This window comes from Klebsiella sp. RC2 (genome assembly GCF_014192815.1).
GTDB classification, from domain to species: Bacteria; Pseudomonadota; Gammaproteobacteria; order Enterobacterales; family Enterobacteriaceae; genus Klebsiella; species Klebsiella variicola.
In genome coordinates this window covers 615982-631644 of record NZ_JACHYL010000001.1, presented here as the reverse complement: position 1 = coordinate 631644, position 15663 = coordinate 615982, and the positions used below count along the sequence as shown (strand labels likewise).

Below are 15663 nucleotides of genomic sequence, written 5' to 3'. Positions count from 1 at the left end.
CAAACCATGCCTGAGCTGCTGAATCCCGCGCCTGTCGCGCACCTGCGCCATCTGCTGCGCGCCCATTCCCCCCTTGTGCACTGCATGACCAATGATGTGGTGCAGACCTTTACCGCCAATGTTCTGCTGGCCGTCGGCGCCTCGCCGGCGATGGTGATCGATCCCCGCGAAGCGGCGCAGTTTGCCGCTATCGCCGATGCGCTGTTAATTAACGTCGGTACCCTGACCGAAGATCGCGCCGTGGCGATGCGCGCCGCGGTGGAGCACGCCCGTCAGGCCGGCAGGCCCTGGACGCTGGATCCGGTGGCGGTCGGCGCCCTGACCGTGCGCACGGCCTTTTGTCATGAGCTGCTGGCCCTCCAGCCGGCGGCCATTCGCGGCAATGCCTCTGAAATTCTGGCGCTGGCCGGGATGAGCGCCGGCGGGCGCGGGGTGGATACCACCGATACGGCCGCCGCGGCGCTGCCGGCGGCCCAGGCGCTGGCTCGCCGGCTGGCTACCGTGGTGGCGGTCACTGGCGAGGTGGACTACGTCACCGACGGCGAGCGGGTGCTCAGCGTGGCGGGGGGTAATCCGCTGATGACCCGGGTGGTGGGCACCGGCTGCGCGCTGTCGGCGGTGGTGGCGGCGAGCGCGGCGCTGCCGGGAGACCGGCTGGAAAACGTGGCCGCCGCCTGCGGGCTGATGAAGCAGGCCGGGGAGATCGCCGCCCGTCAGGGAGGCCCTGGCAGCTTTATTCCGGCGTTTCTCGACGCGCTGTATCAGGAGGTGCAGGGATGAAACGCATCAACGCCCTGACCATCGCCGGCACCGATCCCAGCGGTGGGGCCGGTATCCAGGCCGATCTGAAAACCTTCTCCGCGCTGGGGGCCTATGGCTGCTCGGTGATCACCGCCCTGGTGGCGCAGAATACCCGCGGCGTGCAGTCGGTCTATCGCATCGAACCGGATTTTGTGGCCGCGCAGCTCGACTCGGTGTTCAGCGATGTGCGTATCGATACCACCAAAATCGGCATGCTGGCGGAGACCGATATTGTGGAAGCCGTGGCCGAGCGGCTGGCGCGCTACCGGGTGGCCAACGTGGTGCTGGATACCGTCATGCTGGCGAAAAGCGGCGATCCGCTGCTGTCGGCCTCGGCGGTGGAGACCCTGCGTCAACGATTGTTGCCGCAGGTGTCATTGATCACCCCGAACCTGCCGGAAGCGGCCGCGCTACTCGATGCCCCCCATGCGCGCACCGAGCGCGAGATGCTGGAGCAGGGGCGGGCGTTGCTGGCGCTGGGCTGCGGCGCGGTATTAATGAAGGGCGGCCATCTCGACGACGCCGAAAGCCCGGACTGGCTCTTCACCCGCGAAGGGGAACAGCGGTTTACCACGCCTCGCGTGCAGACCAAAAATACCCACGGCACCGGCTGCACGCTCTCCGCCGCGCTGGCGGCGCTGCGCCCCCGTCATGCGGACTGGGCGGCCACCGTCGCCGAGGCGAAGGCCTGGCTGTCGGCGGCCCTGGCGCAGGCCGACTCTCTGGAAGTGGGCCACGGCATCGGGCCGGTGCACCATTTCCACGCCTGGTGGTAAATGGCAGCGCAACGGGACAGCAGAATCTCCTGAAAAAATGGCCCCCCGGCTGGAAAATAGGCTAAGTCGGTACCAGGCTTAACCTGCCCAAAAAAATTGGGTTGGGATAATGCATGCCGGCTTCGGCCGGCCTTACGGGAGATTGCTATGACTGATATTACGCAGTTGCTGGGCAAAGATGCCGAGAGCCTGTTGCAGCACCGTTGTATAACCATTCCGGCCGACCAGCTGTATCTGCCTGGGGCAGATTATGTTGATCGGGTGATGGTGGATAATAACCGACCACCAGCGGTGCTACGCAATATGCAGACCCTGTACAATACCGGACGCCTGGGGGGAACCGGCTACCTTTCCATTCTGCCGGTTGACCAGGGCGTGGAGCACTCGGCGGGCGCCTCCTTCGCCGCCAACCCGCTGTACTTTGATCCGAAAAATATCGTCGAGCTGGCGATCGAAGCCGGCTGTAACTGCGTGGCGTCGACCTACGGCGTGCTGGCCTCGGTGTCGCGCCGCTACGCGCATCGCATCCCTTTCCTGGTGAAGCTCAACCATAATGAAACGCTGAGCTACCCCACCGAATACGACCAGACCCTCTACGCCAGCGTTGAGCAGGCGTTCAATATGGGGGCGGTGGCCGTGGGAGCGACGATCTATTTCGGCTCGGAACAATCGCGTCGTCAGATAGAAGAGATTTCCGCCGCCTTTGAGCGGGCCCATGAGCTGGGCCTGGTCACCGTGCTGTGGGCCTATCTGCGCAATTCGGCGTTCAAGAAAGACGGTGTCGACTATCATGTCTCCGCGGACCTGACCGGTCAGGCCAACCACCTGGCGGCCACCATCGGCGCCGATATCGTTAAGCAAAAAATGGCGGAGAATAACGGCGGCTACAAAGCGGTTAACTTCGGCTATACCGACGACCGGGTGTACAGCAAACTGACCAGCGATAACCCCATCGATCTGGTGCGCTACCAGCTGGCCAACTGCTATATGGGCCGCGCCGGGCTGATTAACTCCGGCGGCGCGGCGGGCGGGGAGACCGACCTTGCCGACGCGGTGCGCACAGCGGTGATCAATAAACGCGCCGGCGGTATGGGGCTGATCCTTGGTCGCAAAGCGTTTAAGAAATCGATGGCTGACGGCGTGAAGCTGATCAATGCCGTGCAGGACGTCTACCTTGACGGGAAAGTGACTATCGCCTGATAAGCACGAGTATCGTTGGGATCCCCGGTGGCGCGACGCGCACCGGGGTTACCGTTGTGTATGCGCCTTCAGGCCGCGCCGTTACCGCGTCAGCAGCCAGCGGGCGGTATGTTCATCGGTCACCAGACCATTGATCCAGCCGCCTTTAAGGGCCGCCAGGATCGCCGGTCGTTTGTATTCTCCACAGGCCGCGGCAATACGCGGGCAGTGGTTCTGACGGATATCATAGCTGGTGATCATGCGGTTGATCTCGCTGTCTACCACGTGGCCTTCCGCATCGATAAACCGTCCGAGGATCTCTCCGATGCCGCCGCGCGCGGTCAGCTCATCCATTTGCGCCTGATTGATAAACCCGTCTTTAAAGATCGGACTTTGCGTGCCCAGGGGACCAATGCCGACAAAAATCACGTCCGCCTCTTGTGCGACGCCGGAGACGCTGCGGAATAAGCGGTTGGTGCACCACATCTCATGCTCCTCCGCGCTCTGGGCGTAGCGCGGCGCCGGCCACTGATAGTACTTGGCCTTAATTTTGCGGGTCAGCAGCAGGGGCACGTCATCGTAATAATTGCACTGCCCGTCGGCGTTCATGGCGCTGATCAGCGCCACGCAGCGGGTATTCAGGCTGTCAAAATCGATGCGCTGCAGCGCTTTTTTCAGGGTCAGGCCCGAGCCCAGGCCGATGATTTTCTCCTTATCATCCTGCAGATAGCGAGCCATCAGCTGATAGCAGCCAAACGACACGCTGTCGAGGGTGCTTTCTTCGCTAAAGGCGGGGACCACATTGCACTCGATCAATCGATACTTTTCCTGCAGCAACTGCGCATAATCGAGGCAGTTTGCTACCGGATGGTGCAAATTAATCGACACTATCCCTTCTTCTTTCGCGGCGGCGATCAGCCGTTGCACCACCGGTCTGGAGGTGCCCAGCTGGCTGGCAATCTCGCTCTGATTCTGACCGGCGATGTAGTACATCCATGCGGCACGCACCTTCTGATCCAACCGGATATCGTCTTCTTTACTCATGGTTTCCCGCCCTAAGTTGCTGACCAGGGCTCGCAATTGGCCCGGCGAATACCCGCATTCTCGCCGTGGTTGGCATAACTGGCAAGCTTTTGCTCTTTATTGGTCATTTGTAATTTAATTGGGTAATTGTTCTTTTGTGATCCGTGGCTCTTATTTTGGTCAAATGATCAATTACAGTGGCGCCATCAACTGAAGGAGAACAGAACATGAACAATCAATTCACATGGCTTCATATCGGTTTGGGTTCTTTTCATCGCGCGCATCAGGCGTGGTATCTGCATCGTCTGATAGCGTCCGGGGATAAGCGCTGGCACATCGCGGCAGGAAATATTCGTAACGACGCCGAGCAGGTGGTGCAGGCGCTGGCGGCGCAGGGAGGACGTTACGTCCTGGAGACCGTCAGCCCGGAAGGGGAGCGCGAATATGAAGAAATCACTTCTATCCAGAAATTGCTGCCGTGGCAGGCCGGGCTGCAGCCGCTGATTGACGAAGGGGCGAACCCGCAGACCAAAGTTATCGCCTTTACTGTGACGGAAGGGGGGTACTACCTGAACACCCGCCATCAGCTGGAAACCAGTAACCCCGATCTGCAGGCCGACCTGCAAGGCGAGTGCAAAACCATTTATGGCACCCTCGCGCGGATCCTGGAGAAGCGCATGGCCGACGACGCCGGGCCGCTGACCCTGCTCAACTGCGACAACGTGCGCCACAACGGCGAGCGTTTCCACGACGGCATGGTCGAGTTCCTGCAGCTCACCGGCAAACAGGCGGTGATTGACTGGATGGCGGCCAATACCACCTGTCCGAACACCATGGTGGACCGCATCACCCCGCGTCCAGCGGCCGATCTGCCGGCCCGTATCAAAGCGCAAACCGGGATTGATGACAAAGCGCCGGTGATGGGGGAGACCTTTATCCAGTGGGTGGTGGAGAACCACTTCCGTGATGCCCGCCCGAACCTGGAAGCGGTCGGCGTGGAGATGGTCGAGTCGGTCATCCCGTATGAAGAGGCGAAAATCCGCATTCTGAACGCGTCGCACAGCTGCATTGCCTGGGCGGGAACCTTAATTGGCCAGCAGTATATTCATGAAAGCACGCTCACCGATGCTATCTACGCCATTGCCGACCGCTACGTCACGGAGGATGTCATTCCCTGCCTCGGCGATAACGGCATTGATCTGCCCACCTACCGGGATGTGGTGCTTAAGCGCTTTACCAATCCCTATATCCAGGACACCAACCAGCGCGTCGCCGCCGACGGCTTCTCGAAAATTCCGGCGATGATCGCCCCCACGCTGCAGGAGTGCTATCAGCGCGGCGTCCGCCCTGAGGCGACCGCCATGCTGCCGGCGCTGTTCTTCGTCTTTATGGAGCAGTGGCATAAGGGAACGCTGCCGTATCAGTACCAGGACGGCATCCTGGATGCGCAGGCGGTGCATGAGATGTATGAGGCTCAGGATCCGGTGGCTGTCTACGCCCGCGATAAAGCCCTGTTTGGTGACCTCGCCAACAACGCGGATTTCCTGGCGCTGATGCGCGAGAAAGTCGCCGCCGTTTACACACTGATTAAATAAGAGGTGGCTATGTATCTGGGTATCGATCTCGGCACATCGGAAGTCAAAGCGCTGGTCATTGATGAGAACTATGAGGTTATCGCCAGCCATAGCGCGCCGCTGAGTATTCAGCGGCCCCATCCGCACTGGTCAGAACAATCGCCGGAGTTATGGTGGGAGGCGACGGAGTACCTGATGAACACGCTGCGGGAAAAATGCGCGCAGCACTGGCCGGCCATCAAGGCGATTGGCCTCTCCGGACAGATGCACGGCGCGGTGTTGCTGGATGAAAAGGGGGAGACGATCCGTCCGGCCATTCTGTGGAACGACACTCGCTGCGCCGCAGAGTGCGCCGAGCTGGAGGCGATGGCGCCGGAGCTGCATCAGGTGGCGGGCAACCTGGCGATGCCGGGCTTTACCGCGCCGAAGCTGCTGTGGGTGCGCCGTCATGAGCCGCAATACTTTCAGCGCACCGCCACGGTGCTGCTGCCGAAGGATTATCTGCGCTATCGGATGACCGGGAAGAAAGTCTCCGACATGTCGGACGCCGCCGGGACGCTGTGGCTGGACGTGGCGAAGCGCGACTGGTCCGACGCTCTGCTGGACAAGTGCGGCCTGTCGCGCAGCCAAATGCCGACGCTGGTCGAAGGCTGCGAGGTTTCCGCCACCCTTGATCCGCAGGTGGCGGCGCGCTGGGGGCTGAACGCCTCGGTGGTGGTGGCCGGGGGTGGGGGGGATAACGCGGTTAGCGCCATTGGCGTCGGCGCGGTCTCGCCGGGGGATGCGTTTATTTCGCTCGGCACCTCCGGGGTGCTGTTTGTGGTGACCGACGCCTATCGTCCGGCGCCGCAGTCGGCGGTACATGCGTTTTGTCACGTGCTGCCGAACCTGTGGCACCAGATGAGCGTCATGCTGAGCGCCGCCAGCTGTTTGCAGTGGTTCTGCCGCCTGACCGGCACCACGGAGGTGGCGCTGCTGGCGGAAATTGCCGAACTCAGCGAGGAGGAGAAAGCCCACGCCCCGTTCTTCTTGCCCTATCTCTCCGGCGAACGTACCCCGCATAACGATCCTGACGCGCGCGGCATGTTCTGGGGCATGACCCACGCCAGCCTGCGCGCCCAGCTTGGCTACGCGGTGCTGGAAGGGGTGAGCTTCGGTATCAACGACGGCCTGCAGGCGTTGAAAGAGAGCGGTACGCCCATCACGCAGTGCTCGCTGGTGGGCGGCGGCGCCCGCAGTCCTTTCTGGGCCCAACTGCTGGCCGACATTCTCGCTATGCCGGTGGTGACCCATAAAGGGGGAGAGACCGGCGGCGCGCTGGGCGCGGCGCGGCTGGCCTGCCTGGCGGTGGGCAAACCGATTGCCGCGGTGTGTGAAAAACCGGAAGTCTGGCAGACCTGGCGTGCGGATCCCGTTCGCCACCACACCCTGATGCAACGCTACGCACAGTTTAAAGACCTGTATTTAAACGATCTGAATTACCGGCAGCACTGATTTTCATCATAACAGCCGCTTCGTTGCACATCGCGGAGCGGCCACCCTGTACCCTGAAAACGAGGTCATTATGTCTATCAATAATAAACAGTGGCTCGGTTTACCCCTGAACCTGCTCTGGGGATACATCGCCATTGCCGTATTTATGACCGGCGACGGTTTTGAATTAGCCTTTCTGTCGCACTATATCAAAGCGCTCGGCTTCTCTCCGGCGGAGGCCTCCTTTGCCTTTACCCTCTACGGCCTGGCCGCCGCGCTGTCGGCGTGGATTTCCGGCGTGGTGGCGGAAATTATCACCCCGCTGAAAACGATGATGATTGGCTTCGTACTGTGGTGCGTGTTCCACGTGCTGTTCCTCGTTTTCGGCCTCGGTCACGCCAACTATGCGCTGATCCTGATTTTCTACGGCATCCGCGGCTTCGCCTATCCGCTGTTCCTCTACTCGTTTATCGTGGCGATTGTCCATAACGTCAAAAGCGACAATGCCAGCTCGGCCATCGGTTGGTTCTGGGCGGTCTATTCCATCGGCATCGGCGTGTTCGGCAGCTATATTCCGAGCTTCACCATTCCGCACATTGGCGAACTGGGGACTTTATGGCTGGCGCTGGCCTTCTGCGTCACCGGGGGCGTGATTGCCCTGGCTTCCCTGCGCCATATTCAAACGCCGCAGCATATGCAGAATCTCACCACTCGCCAGAAATTTTCCGAGCTGGGACGCGCCGCGACGCTGCTCTATACCAACCGCAATATTCTGCTGTCGAGCATGGTCAGGATTATCAATACCCTCTCGCTGTTCGGTTTTGCGGTCATTATGCCGATGATGTTTGTCGATGAGCTGGGCTTCACCACTTCAGAATGGCTCCAGGTATGGGCAGTCTTCTTCTTCACCACCATTTTCTCTAACGTGCTGTGGGGGATCCTGGGGGAAAAACTGGGCTGGATGAAGGTGGTGCGCTGGTTCGGCTGCATCGGGATGGCGCTCTCCAGCCTGGCGTTTTACTACATCCCTCAGCACTTTGGCCATAGCTTTGCGATGGCGCTGATCCCCGCCATCGCCCTCGGGATCTTTGTCGCCGCCTTCGTGCCGCTGGCCGCCGTGTTCCCGGCGCTGGAGCCGAAGCACAAAGGCGCGGCGATTTCGGTCTATAACCTGTCGGCGGGGATGTCGAACTTTCTCGCGCCGGCGATTGCCGTGGTGTTGCTGCCGTTCTTCAGCACCATCGGGGTGGTGATCGCCTACACCGCATTGTACGTGGTGGCCTTTTTCCTCTGCGCCTTTATCCGCGTGGAGCAGCCGGGGTTCTCCCACAAGGAAGCAACCGCCCGCGAGCAGGTTGAATTCTCTTAGGTGATGCGGCTGGCATGGGCTTCATGCCAGCCTTAATGAGGTGAACGAATGAGTATGCAGGCGGTTATTCTTGACATGGATGGCGTGATTATTGATTCCGAGGCGCTGTGGCGACAGGCGCAGATTGACGCCCTCGCGCAGTGGGGGGCAACGGCGAGCGTGGATGAGTGTGAAACCCTGACCAAAGGCAAACGCCTCGACGAAATCGCCGACACCTGGTGCCGCTATTTTCAGCTTGATCTTGACCCGCAACGGCTTGAAGCCGCGATATTGCAGCGTATTACCGGCCTGATCGCCAACGAAGGCGAGCCGATGCACGGCGTGCATGAGGCGTTACGCTATTTTCGCGAGGCGGGCTATCAAATTGCGCTCGCCACGTCATCATCCCGCCAGGTTATTGCCGCTGTGCTGAACAAGCTCTCGCTCTGGCACTTTTTCGACGTGGTTTGCAGCGCGGATGATGAACCACGCGGCAAACCGCACCCGGCGGTGTACCTGACGACGCTGCGCAAGCTCAATCTCAACGCCAGCCAGTGCCTGGTGATTGAGGATAGCTTTACCGGCTTTTGCGCGGCTCAGGCCGCCGGTATTCCAACGGCGGTGGTTGCCGAAGATAGCCGACAGGGGCGCTATCAGGCCGCTGTCGGCCGCTATCAAACCTTACCTGAACTACTGGAAGCGCTTAACGCCGAGCCAGCGACGGTCGCATAACTTACGCTTTCGTGAGCGCAGAAAATCCCAGGATGTACACGGTCGGTCACTCTCTTTTCTGCGCTCACGCCCTTTTTTCTCCATGCCGATCCGCCTCACATTTCGCTCATCTTTTGTGAAAACAGTCACGTCTTGTTGTGCCAATGCCCAAATTTATGGCCTTGCTTAGCGGTGTTTGTCCGAGGCACTGCTACGTAATTGTGCTTAGATTATATATTGAAACGTATTTTCAATAATGTGAAACCGCTTTGCCGATTTACCTCTGTCGATCGGATTTGGCCGTGATAAGGATTGAGCATGAAAATTGAATCTGTGAATGTCACCGTTTTCCAGTATCCCACTCGTCGGGTTTCCGACAGCGCCGGGCACTCCCATCCGGGGGCTGAAAGCATGGCCAAAATGGCGATGCTGACCATCACCGCTGATGATGGGGCGCAGGGTTTTTCGTTTGCGCCTCCGGAAGTCGTGCGCCCGTTCGTGGTGAATACTTTTTTTCGCAAAGTGCTGGTGGGGCAGGACCCTTTTAACCGCGAGCGTATCTGGCAGGATCTTAACCACTGGCAGCGCGGCAGCGCACATCAGCTAACGGAGCGCGCGCTGTCGTTTGTTGAACAGGCGCTGTGGGACCTGATTGGCCGCAGCCTCAGGATGCCGGTCTACAAGCTGCTTGGCGGCTATCGCGACACCGTCCCGGCTTACGGTAGCACCATGTGCGGCGACGATCTACCGGGCGGCCTGTCGACCCCGGAAGAGTATGCCGCCTTTGCCGAAAAGCTGGTCGCCCGCGGCTACAAGGCCATCAAACTGCACACCTGGATGCCGCCAATCTCTTTTGCGCCCAATCCCAAAATGGATATTAAAGCCTGCGCGGCGGTGCGCGAAGCGGTAGGGCCGGATATTGACCTGATGATTGATGGCTATCACTGGTACAGCCGCGCCGAGGCGCTGTGGATCGGCAAAGCGCTGGAAAAACTCAATTTCGCCTGGTTTGAAGAGCCGATGGAGGAGGATTCGATGTCCTCCTACGCGTGGCTGGCGGAAAACTTGTCGATTCCCATCGTCGGGCCGGAGAGCTTCGGCGGCAAGCACCACATGCGCGCCGAATGGGTGAAAGCCGGAGCCTGCGACATTCTGCGCGCCGGCGCTAACGGCGTGGGGGGCATTACCCCGACCATGAAGGTGGCGGCGCTGGCGGAATCTTTCGGCATGGATTGCGAAGTCCACGGCAACGGCGCGGCAAGCCTGGCGGTGGTCGGCGCGATCCGTAACTGCCGTTGGTATGAGCGCGGCCTGCTGCATCCGTTCCTCGACTACGATGAACCGGCGGCCTATCTCAACAGCATTGTCGACCCGATGGATGATCAGGGATTTGTGCATTTGTCACAACGTCCGGGCCTCGGCGAAGACATTAATTTTGCGTATATCGAAGCCAATACCGTTAGCCACGACTGATTTAAAAAAATAAATGCCCGATGGCGCTGCGCTTATCGAGCCTGCGGCCCGGTAGACCGGATAAGGCGAAAATGCCGCCATCCGGCAACATGTACCCTACAGTACAGGCAAACAGAGATATGAAAAAAACCTCCTTACTGGCAGCATGTATTCTCGCGCTCGCCATGTCGATGGGGAGCGGGGCGGCGGTGGCGAAAACCCCGCCCGATCAGCTCATTATCGGCATGAATATGAATAACTTGCTCACCCTTGACCCGGCGGCGATGACCGGTAACGAAGTGGTGGGGATCGTGGTCAACCTCTACGACTCGCTGGTGGAGCTTGACCCTGAGCAGCTCACCACCGTTAAGCCCGCGCTGGCGAAATCCTGGGATATCAGCCCCGACGGCAAAACCCTGACCTTTCATCTGCGCGATGACGTTAAGTTTCACTCCGGCAACCCGCTGACCGCTGCCGACGTCGTGTGGTCAATGCGGCGCATCCTGCACCTCAACCTGGCCCAGGCCTCGGTATGGAAATCCTATGGCTTCAGTAAGAAAAATATCGACAGCCAGGTCAGCGCGCCGGACCGCTTCACGGTGCAAATCGTATTACCCAAAGATAACGATCCGCAGCTGGTGATTTACTCGCTGGCGGCGCTGGGCAACCTCGGGGTGCTGGACAGTAAAACGGTGCAAAGCCACCAGCAGGATAACGATTGGGGAAACCGCTGGCTAACCACCCATGAAGCCGGTTCCGGGCCGTTTACGCTGGAAACCTGGCAGGCAAAAGAGGTGCTGCGCATGAAGCGTAATCCTGACTACTGGCGCGGCGAGGCGAAAATGAGCCGCGTGGTGCTGCGCCATTTCCAGGAGTCGCAAACTCTGCGCCTGATGATCGAAAAAGGCGACCTCGATATTGCCAACAACATGGCGGTTTCCGATATCAACGCCCTGCGCAGCGACCCGCAGCTGACCGTCGATGCGGTGCAGCGCGGCACCATGTACTACGTGGCGATGAGCATGAAAGAGGCGCACTTCGCCAATCCGAAAGTGCGCGAGGCGGTGCGCTATCTGATTGATTATCAAGGTATCAATAAAGCGCTGATGCCGGGCTACGGCGTGCTGCACCAGCGGCCGATTAAGGCGGGCATGCCATCCACGCTGCCCGACCCTGGCTATAAGCTGGACGTGCCGCGGGCGAAAAAGCTGCTGGCGGAAGCGGGATATCCCAACGGCTTTGATACCACGCTGCGGGTACTCTCCGATCAGCCATTTCTTAACATCGCTATCGCCGTGCAGTCGACGCTGATGCAGGCGGGGATTAACGCCAAAATCATCACCGGCACTGGTAACCAGATCTACGGCGCGATGCGCGAGCGTAAATTTGATCTGCTGGTGGGACGCGGCGGCAGCGGGATGGAGCCGCATCCGCACTCCAGCCTGCGCGCGCTGGTCTATAACCCGGATAACAGCGATAAGGCGCGCCTGACCAACTTCCAGGGCTGGCGTACCGGTTTTTACGACCCGCAGCTTAATACGATGATTGACCAGGCCCTGCTGGAACGCGATCCGCAAAAACAGGTGGCTGACTACCAGGCCATCCAGGCACGCTACGACCAGCTGGTTCCGGCTTTAATTCCGCTTTCGCAGATGGTTGATTCGGTCGTCGTGCGCAACGAGGTACGGGAGTATCAGCCGCACCCCTCCGCCACCACTTTTCTGCGTGACGTCTATAAAGTCCGCGAAGGAGAGAAAGGATGAGTACCGCAATCCTTACGCCCGGCTCACGCGGCCGGCGCTTATCAAAACGGCTGCTGCAGGTGGTGATTACACTGTTCGGCCTGCTGCTGCTGACCTTTACCATTGGCCGCGTCATGCCCATCGACCCGGTGCTGGCGATTGTCGGCCCGGATGCTGACCAGAGCACCTATCAGCAGGTTTACCAGCAGCTGGGGTTTGATAAATCGCTGACCACCCAGTTTGGCATCTATTTCGTCAACCTGTTGCACGGCGATCTGGGCAACGCGCTGCTGACCGGGAAACCGGTGGTGGACGATATTATCCGCGTCTTCCCGGCCACCATGGAGCTGGCAACGATGGCGATTATTGTCGGCGCGGGTCTTGGTATTCCGCTGGGCGTGTTGGCGGCGGCGCGGCGCAATAGCGTCTCCGATTATGTGGTACGCATTATCAGCCTGGCGGGCTACTCGACGCCGATCTTCTGGGTCGGAATGATGGGACTGCTGGTGTTCTATGCCTGGCTTGGCTGGGTAGGCGGCGCCGGGAGGGTAGATCTCGGGCTGGATGGTGTGGTGCCGCGCCGCACCGGCCTGATGACCGTTGATGCGCTGCTGGCTGGCAACGGCCAGGTGTTCTGGAACGCCATTAATCATCTGATTCTTCCCGCCTCGCTGCTGGGTTTTCACTCGCTGGCTTATATCAGCCGTATGACCCGCAGCTTTATGCTGGCCCAGCTGTCGCAGGAGTTCATTATTACCGCGCGGGTGAAAGGGCTGACCGAGCGTCAGGTTATCTGGAACCATGCGTTTCGTAACATCCTCGTGCAGCTGCTGACGGTGGTGGCGCTGGCCTACGGCGCGCTGCTGGAAGGCGCGGTGCTGATTGAAACCGTCTTCTCATGGCCGGGTTTCGGCTCCTACCTTACCGGTAGCCTGCTGCTGGGCGATATGAATGCGGTGATGGGCTGCGTGCTGCTGGTGGGCGTGATCTTCGTGATGCTCAACCTGCTCTCCGACCTGCTGTATCAATTCTTTGACCCGAGGACAAAATCATGACCGTTTCTCTGGATTCGCCGCTTTCGGGCGGTGCGGGCGAAGGCCGTCAGCGGCTGCAACGCGCGGCGGCGCGGGCCGTCGGGTTTATCGGCAAAATGGCGCGCAATCCGCTCACGGCCATCGGCGGAGGCATTATCTTTCTGCTGCTGGTGGTGGCGATTTTCGCGCCGCTGATTGCGCCTTATAACCCGCTGGTACAGGACCTGAATAGTGCGCTGGTCGCGCCGAATGCACAGCACTGGTTCGGCACCGATGAGTTTGGCCGGGATATCTTTAGTCGCCTGGTGTACGGCTCCCGCATCACGCTCTATATCGTGCTGCTGGTCTCGGTGACCGTCGGTCCGCTCGGGCTGCTGCTGGGCGTCAGCGCCGGCTATTTCGGCGGTAAAGTCGATATGGTGCTGATGCGCGTCACCGATATTTTCATCTCCTTCCCGAGTCTGGTCCTGGCGCTGGCGTTTGTCGCCGCTTTAGGACCGGGGCTGGAGCACGTGGTTATCGCCATCACGCTGACCGCCTGGCCGCCGATAGCCCGTCTGGCGCGCGCCGAAACGCTCTCTCTGCGCCAGGCAGATTTTATCTCCGCCGTGCGTCTGCAGGGCGCTTCATCGGCCCGCGTCCTCTGGCGCCATATCGTGCCGCTGTGTCTGCCCTCGGTCATTATCCGTATCACCATGAATATGGCCGGGATCATTCTGACCGCGGCCGGCCTCGGCTTTCTCGGCCTCGGCGCGCAGCCGCCAGAGCCGGAGTGGGGAGCGATGATCTCCAGCGGGCGCACTTATATGATGGAGTGCTGGTGGGTCGTAACCATTCCGGGGCTGGCGATTCTGATCAATAGCTTAGCGTTCAACTTCTTAGGAGATGGCCTACGTGACATCCTCGATCCCCGCAGTGAATAATGCTCCGCTGCTCGACGTGCGCGATTTGTGCGTCGACTTTGTTAACGGTAGCGCGGTGACCCACGCCGTGCGCGGCGTCTCCTTCCAGCTGGGGCATGAGAAGCTGGCCATTGTCGGCGAGTCCGGTTCGGGTAAGTCCACCGTTGGGCGCGCGCTGCTGCAGCTGCATCCGAAAAAGGCCCGCGTCAGCGCCAGCCGGATGCAGTTTGCCGACCTCGATCTGCAGCATCTTAGCGAAGCGCAGATGCGCGGCGTACGCGGCAAACGTATCTCTATGATTATGCAGGACCCGAAATATTCGCTTAATCCGGTGGTCTGCGTGGGTAAGCAAATCGCCGAGGCCTGGCTTACTCATCATCCCGGGCGCAAAGATGAGGCGAAAGCCAGGGCACTGGAGATGCTGGAGGTGGTGCGTATTCGCCAGCCGGAGCGCGTTTATCAGCTTTATCCGCATGAAATATCCGGCGGACAGGGGCAGCGCATCATGATCGCCATGATGCTGATTACCGACCCGGAACTGATCATTGCCGATGAGCCCACCTCCGCGCTGGACGTGTCGGTGCGCCTGCAGGTGCTGGGCCTGCTGGATGACCTGGTTCAGTCGCGCGGGCTGGGGCTGATTTTTATCAGCCACGATATCAACCTGGTGCGCAGCTTCTGCGACCGCGTACTGGTGATGTACGCCGGACGGGTAGTGGAGTCCATCGCCGCTAAAGATCTCGATAACGCCCGTCACCCCTACACTCAGGGATTGATTAACTCGCTGCCGGATATGCAGCATCGTCGCCCGATACTGCCGGTGCTGCAGCGTCAGGCCAGCTGGTTAACGGATTAAGGAGCGGATAATGATTGAAGTTCAACATCTCAACCTCACGTTTGGCGAGGGGGAGAAGCGTAACCAGGTGCTGTATGACGTCAGTTTCCACGTTAAGCCCGGCGAGATCTACGGTCTGGTAGGAGAGTCCGGATCCGGTAAAACGACGGTGCTCAAGTGCCTGGCGGGGCTGTTTACCCACTGGCAGGGGGAACTGACCATCGATGCTCAGCCCTTAGGGCATGAAATTAGCCGCGAGCGCTGCCGTCAGGTGCAGATGGTATTTCAGGACCCCTACGGATCGCTGCATCCCCGTCACACCATTGGCGATATCCTCGAAGAGCCGCTGCAGATCCATCGTATCAACGACCGCGACCGGCGGATCAATGCGCTGCTGGATAAAGTTGGCCTCAACCGCGCTTTTCGTGAGCGCTATCCGCATCAGCTCTCCGGCGGGCAGCGGCAGCGCGTGGCGATAGCCAGAGCGCTGATTCTTGAGCCACAGGTGCTGCTGCTGGATGAGCCGACGTCGGCGCTGGATGTGTCGGTGCAGGCTGAGATCCTTAACCTGCTGGCGGAATTGCAGCGGGAGGCGAAGCTCACTTACCTGATGGTCACCCACGATCTCGGGGTTATTGCCCACTTATGCCAGAAAGTGGCGGTGATGCAGTACGGGAAGATCCTCGAAACCCTGACGGTCGATGCGTTGGTCAGCGGCGAGGCGCGGACGGCCTATACGCAGATGCTGGTTAACGCCAGTCGGCAATATACGCGCGAAATGGCGCGCGAGGTGGCGGAGTACTAAGCTTGATG

Annotated in this window: 14 protein-coding genes; 13 read left to right on the top strand and 1 reads right to left on the bottom strand. The window is 60.0% G+C overall.

What is annotated here, in order from left to right; genetic code table 11:
• Positions 1-6: 6 nt before the first annotated feature.
• From thiM to fbaB, 3 genes are all read left to right on the top strand, one after another.
• A complete protein-coding gene (thiM, locus tag FHW76_RS02965) occupies positions 7-780 on the top strand; it encodes a hydroxyethylthiazole kinase (protein WP_012967567.1) in 774 nt (257 codons plus the stop codon).
• Entirely contained in the window at positions 777-1577 is an 801-nt protein-coding gene (thiD, locus tag FHW76_RS02960) for a bifunctional hydroxymethylpyrimidine kinase/phosphomethylpyrimidine kinase (protein WP_008804064.1), read from the top strand. The genes thiM and thiD overlap by 4 nt, the downstream gene beginning before the upstream one ends.
• Before the next feature lie 147 nt (positions 1578-1724).
• Positions 1725-2777: a class I fructose-bisphosphate aldolase gene (gene fbaB / locus FHW76_RS02955; RefSeq protein ID WP_004201578.1), complete on the top strand. Its 1053-nt coding sequence runs from the start codon at positions 1725-1727 to the stop codon at positions 2775-2777.
• An 81-nt stretch (positions 2778-2858) separates the two neighbouring features.
• On the opposite strand, the gene FHW76_RS02950 is transcribed toward fbaB, so the two are convergent.
• Entirely contained in the window at positions 2859-3800 is a 942-nt protein-coding gene (locus FHW76_RS02950) for a sugar-binding transcriptional regulator (protein ID WP_008804065.1), read from the bottom strand.
• A gap of 206 nt (positions 3801-4006) precedes the next feature.
• On the opposite strand from FHW76_RS02950, the gene dalD reads away from it, so the two are divergent.
• The 10 genes from dalD to FHW76_RS02900 all read left to right on the top strand — a co-directional run bounded on the left by dalD (position 4007) and on the right by FHW76_RS02900 (position 15655).
• Positions 4007-5374 carry a D-arabinitol 4-dehydrogenase gene (gene dalD / locus FHW76_RS02945; protein WP_064176415.1) on the top strand — a complete coding sequence of 456 codons (1368 nt, stop codon included), beginning with the start codon at positions 4007-4009 and terminating at the stop codon, positions 5372-5374.
• 9 nt (positions 5375-5383) lie between these two features.
• Positions 5384-6847: a xylulokinase gene (gene xylB / locus FHW76_RS02940; RefSeq protein ID WP_183476199.1), complete on the top strand. Its 1464-nt coding sequence runs from the start codon at positions 5384-5386 to the stop codon at positions 6845-6847.
• A gap of 70 nt (positions 6848-6917) precedes the next feature.
• Positions 6918-8195, top strand: a complete 1278-nt coding sequence (dalT, locus tag FHW76_RS02935) for a D-arabinitol transporter (protein WP_008804068.1) — start codon at positions 6918-6920, stop codon at positions 8193-8195.
• Positions 8196-8243: 48 nt separating this feature from the next.
• On the top strand, positions 8244-8906 hold the full coding sequence (locus FHW76_RS02930) for an HAD family phosphatase (protein ID WP_148665761.1): 663 nt from the start codon (positions 8244-8246) through the stop codon (positions 8904-8906).
• 297 nt (positions 8907-9203) lie between these two features.
• Complete coding sequence (locus FHW76_RS02925) at positions 9204-10358, top strand: mandelate racemase family protein (protein WP_008804070.1); 1155 nt, start codon at positions 9204-9206, stop codon at positions 10356-10358.
• A gap of 119 nt (positions 10359-10477) precedes the next feature.
• A complete protein-coding gene (locus FHW76_RS02920; protein ID WP_110185122.1) occupies positions 10478-12100 on the top strand; it encodes an ABC transporter substrate-binding protein in 1623 nt (540 codons plus the stop codon).
• Positions 12097-13134 (top strand): ABC transporter permease, encoded by a 1038-nt coding sequence (locus tag FHW76_RS02915; RefSeq protein ID WP_023297978.1) that lies wholly within the window; start codon positions 12097-12099, stop codon positions 13132-13134. The genes FHW76_RS02920 and FHW76_RS02915 overlap by 4 nt, the downstream gene beginning before the upstream one ends.
• Entirely contained in the window at positions 13131-14036 is a 906-nt protein-coding gene (locus FHW76_RS02910) for an ABC transporter permease (RefSeq protein WP_002912641.1), read from the top strand. The genes FHW76_RS02915 and FHW76_RS02910 overlap by 4 nt, the downstream gene beginning before the upstream one ends.
• Positions 14008-14871 (top strand): ABC transporter ATP-binding protein, encoded by an 864-nt coding sequence (locus FHW76_RS02905; protein WP_032736203.1) that lies wholly within the window; start codon positions 14008-14010, stop codon positions 14869-14871. Before FHW76_RS02910 ends, FHW76_RS02905 begins: the two co-directional genes overlap by 29 nt.
• Positions 14872-14881: 10 nt before the next feature.
• Positions 14882-15655 (top strand): ABC transporter ATP-binding protein, encoded by a 774-nt coding sequence (locus FHW76_RS02900; protein ID WP_023297977.1) that lies wholly within the window; start codon positions 14882-14884, stop codon positions 15653-15655.
• Positions 15656-15663 lie beyond the last annotated feature (8 nt).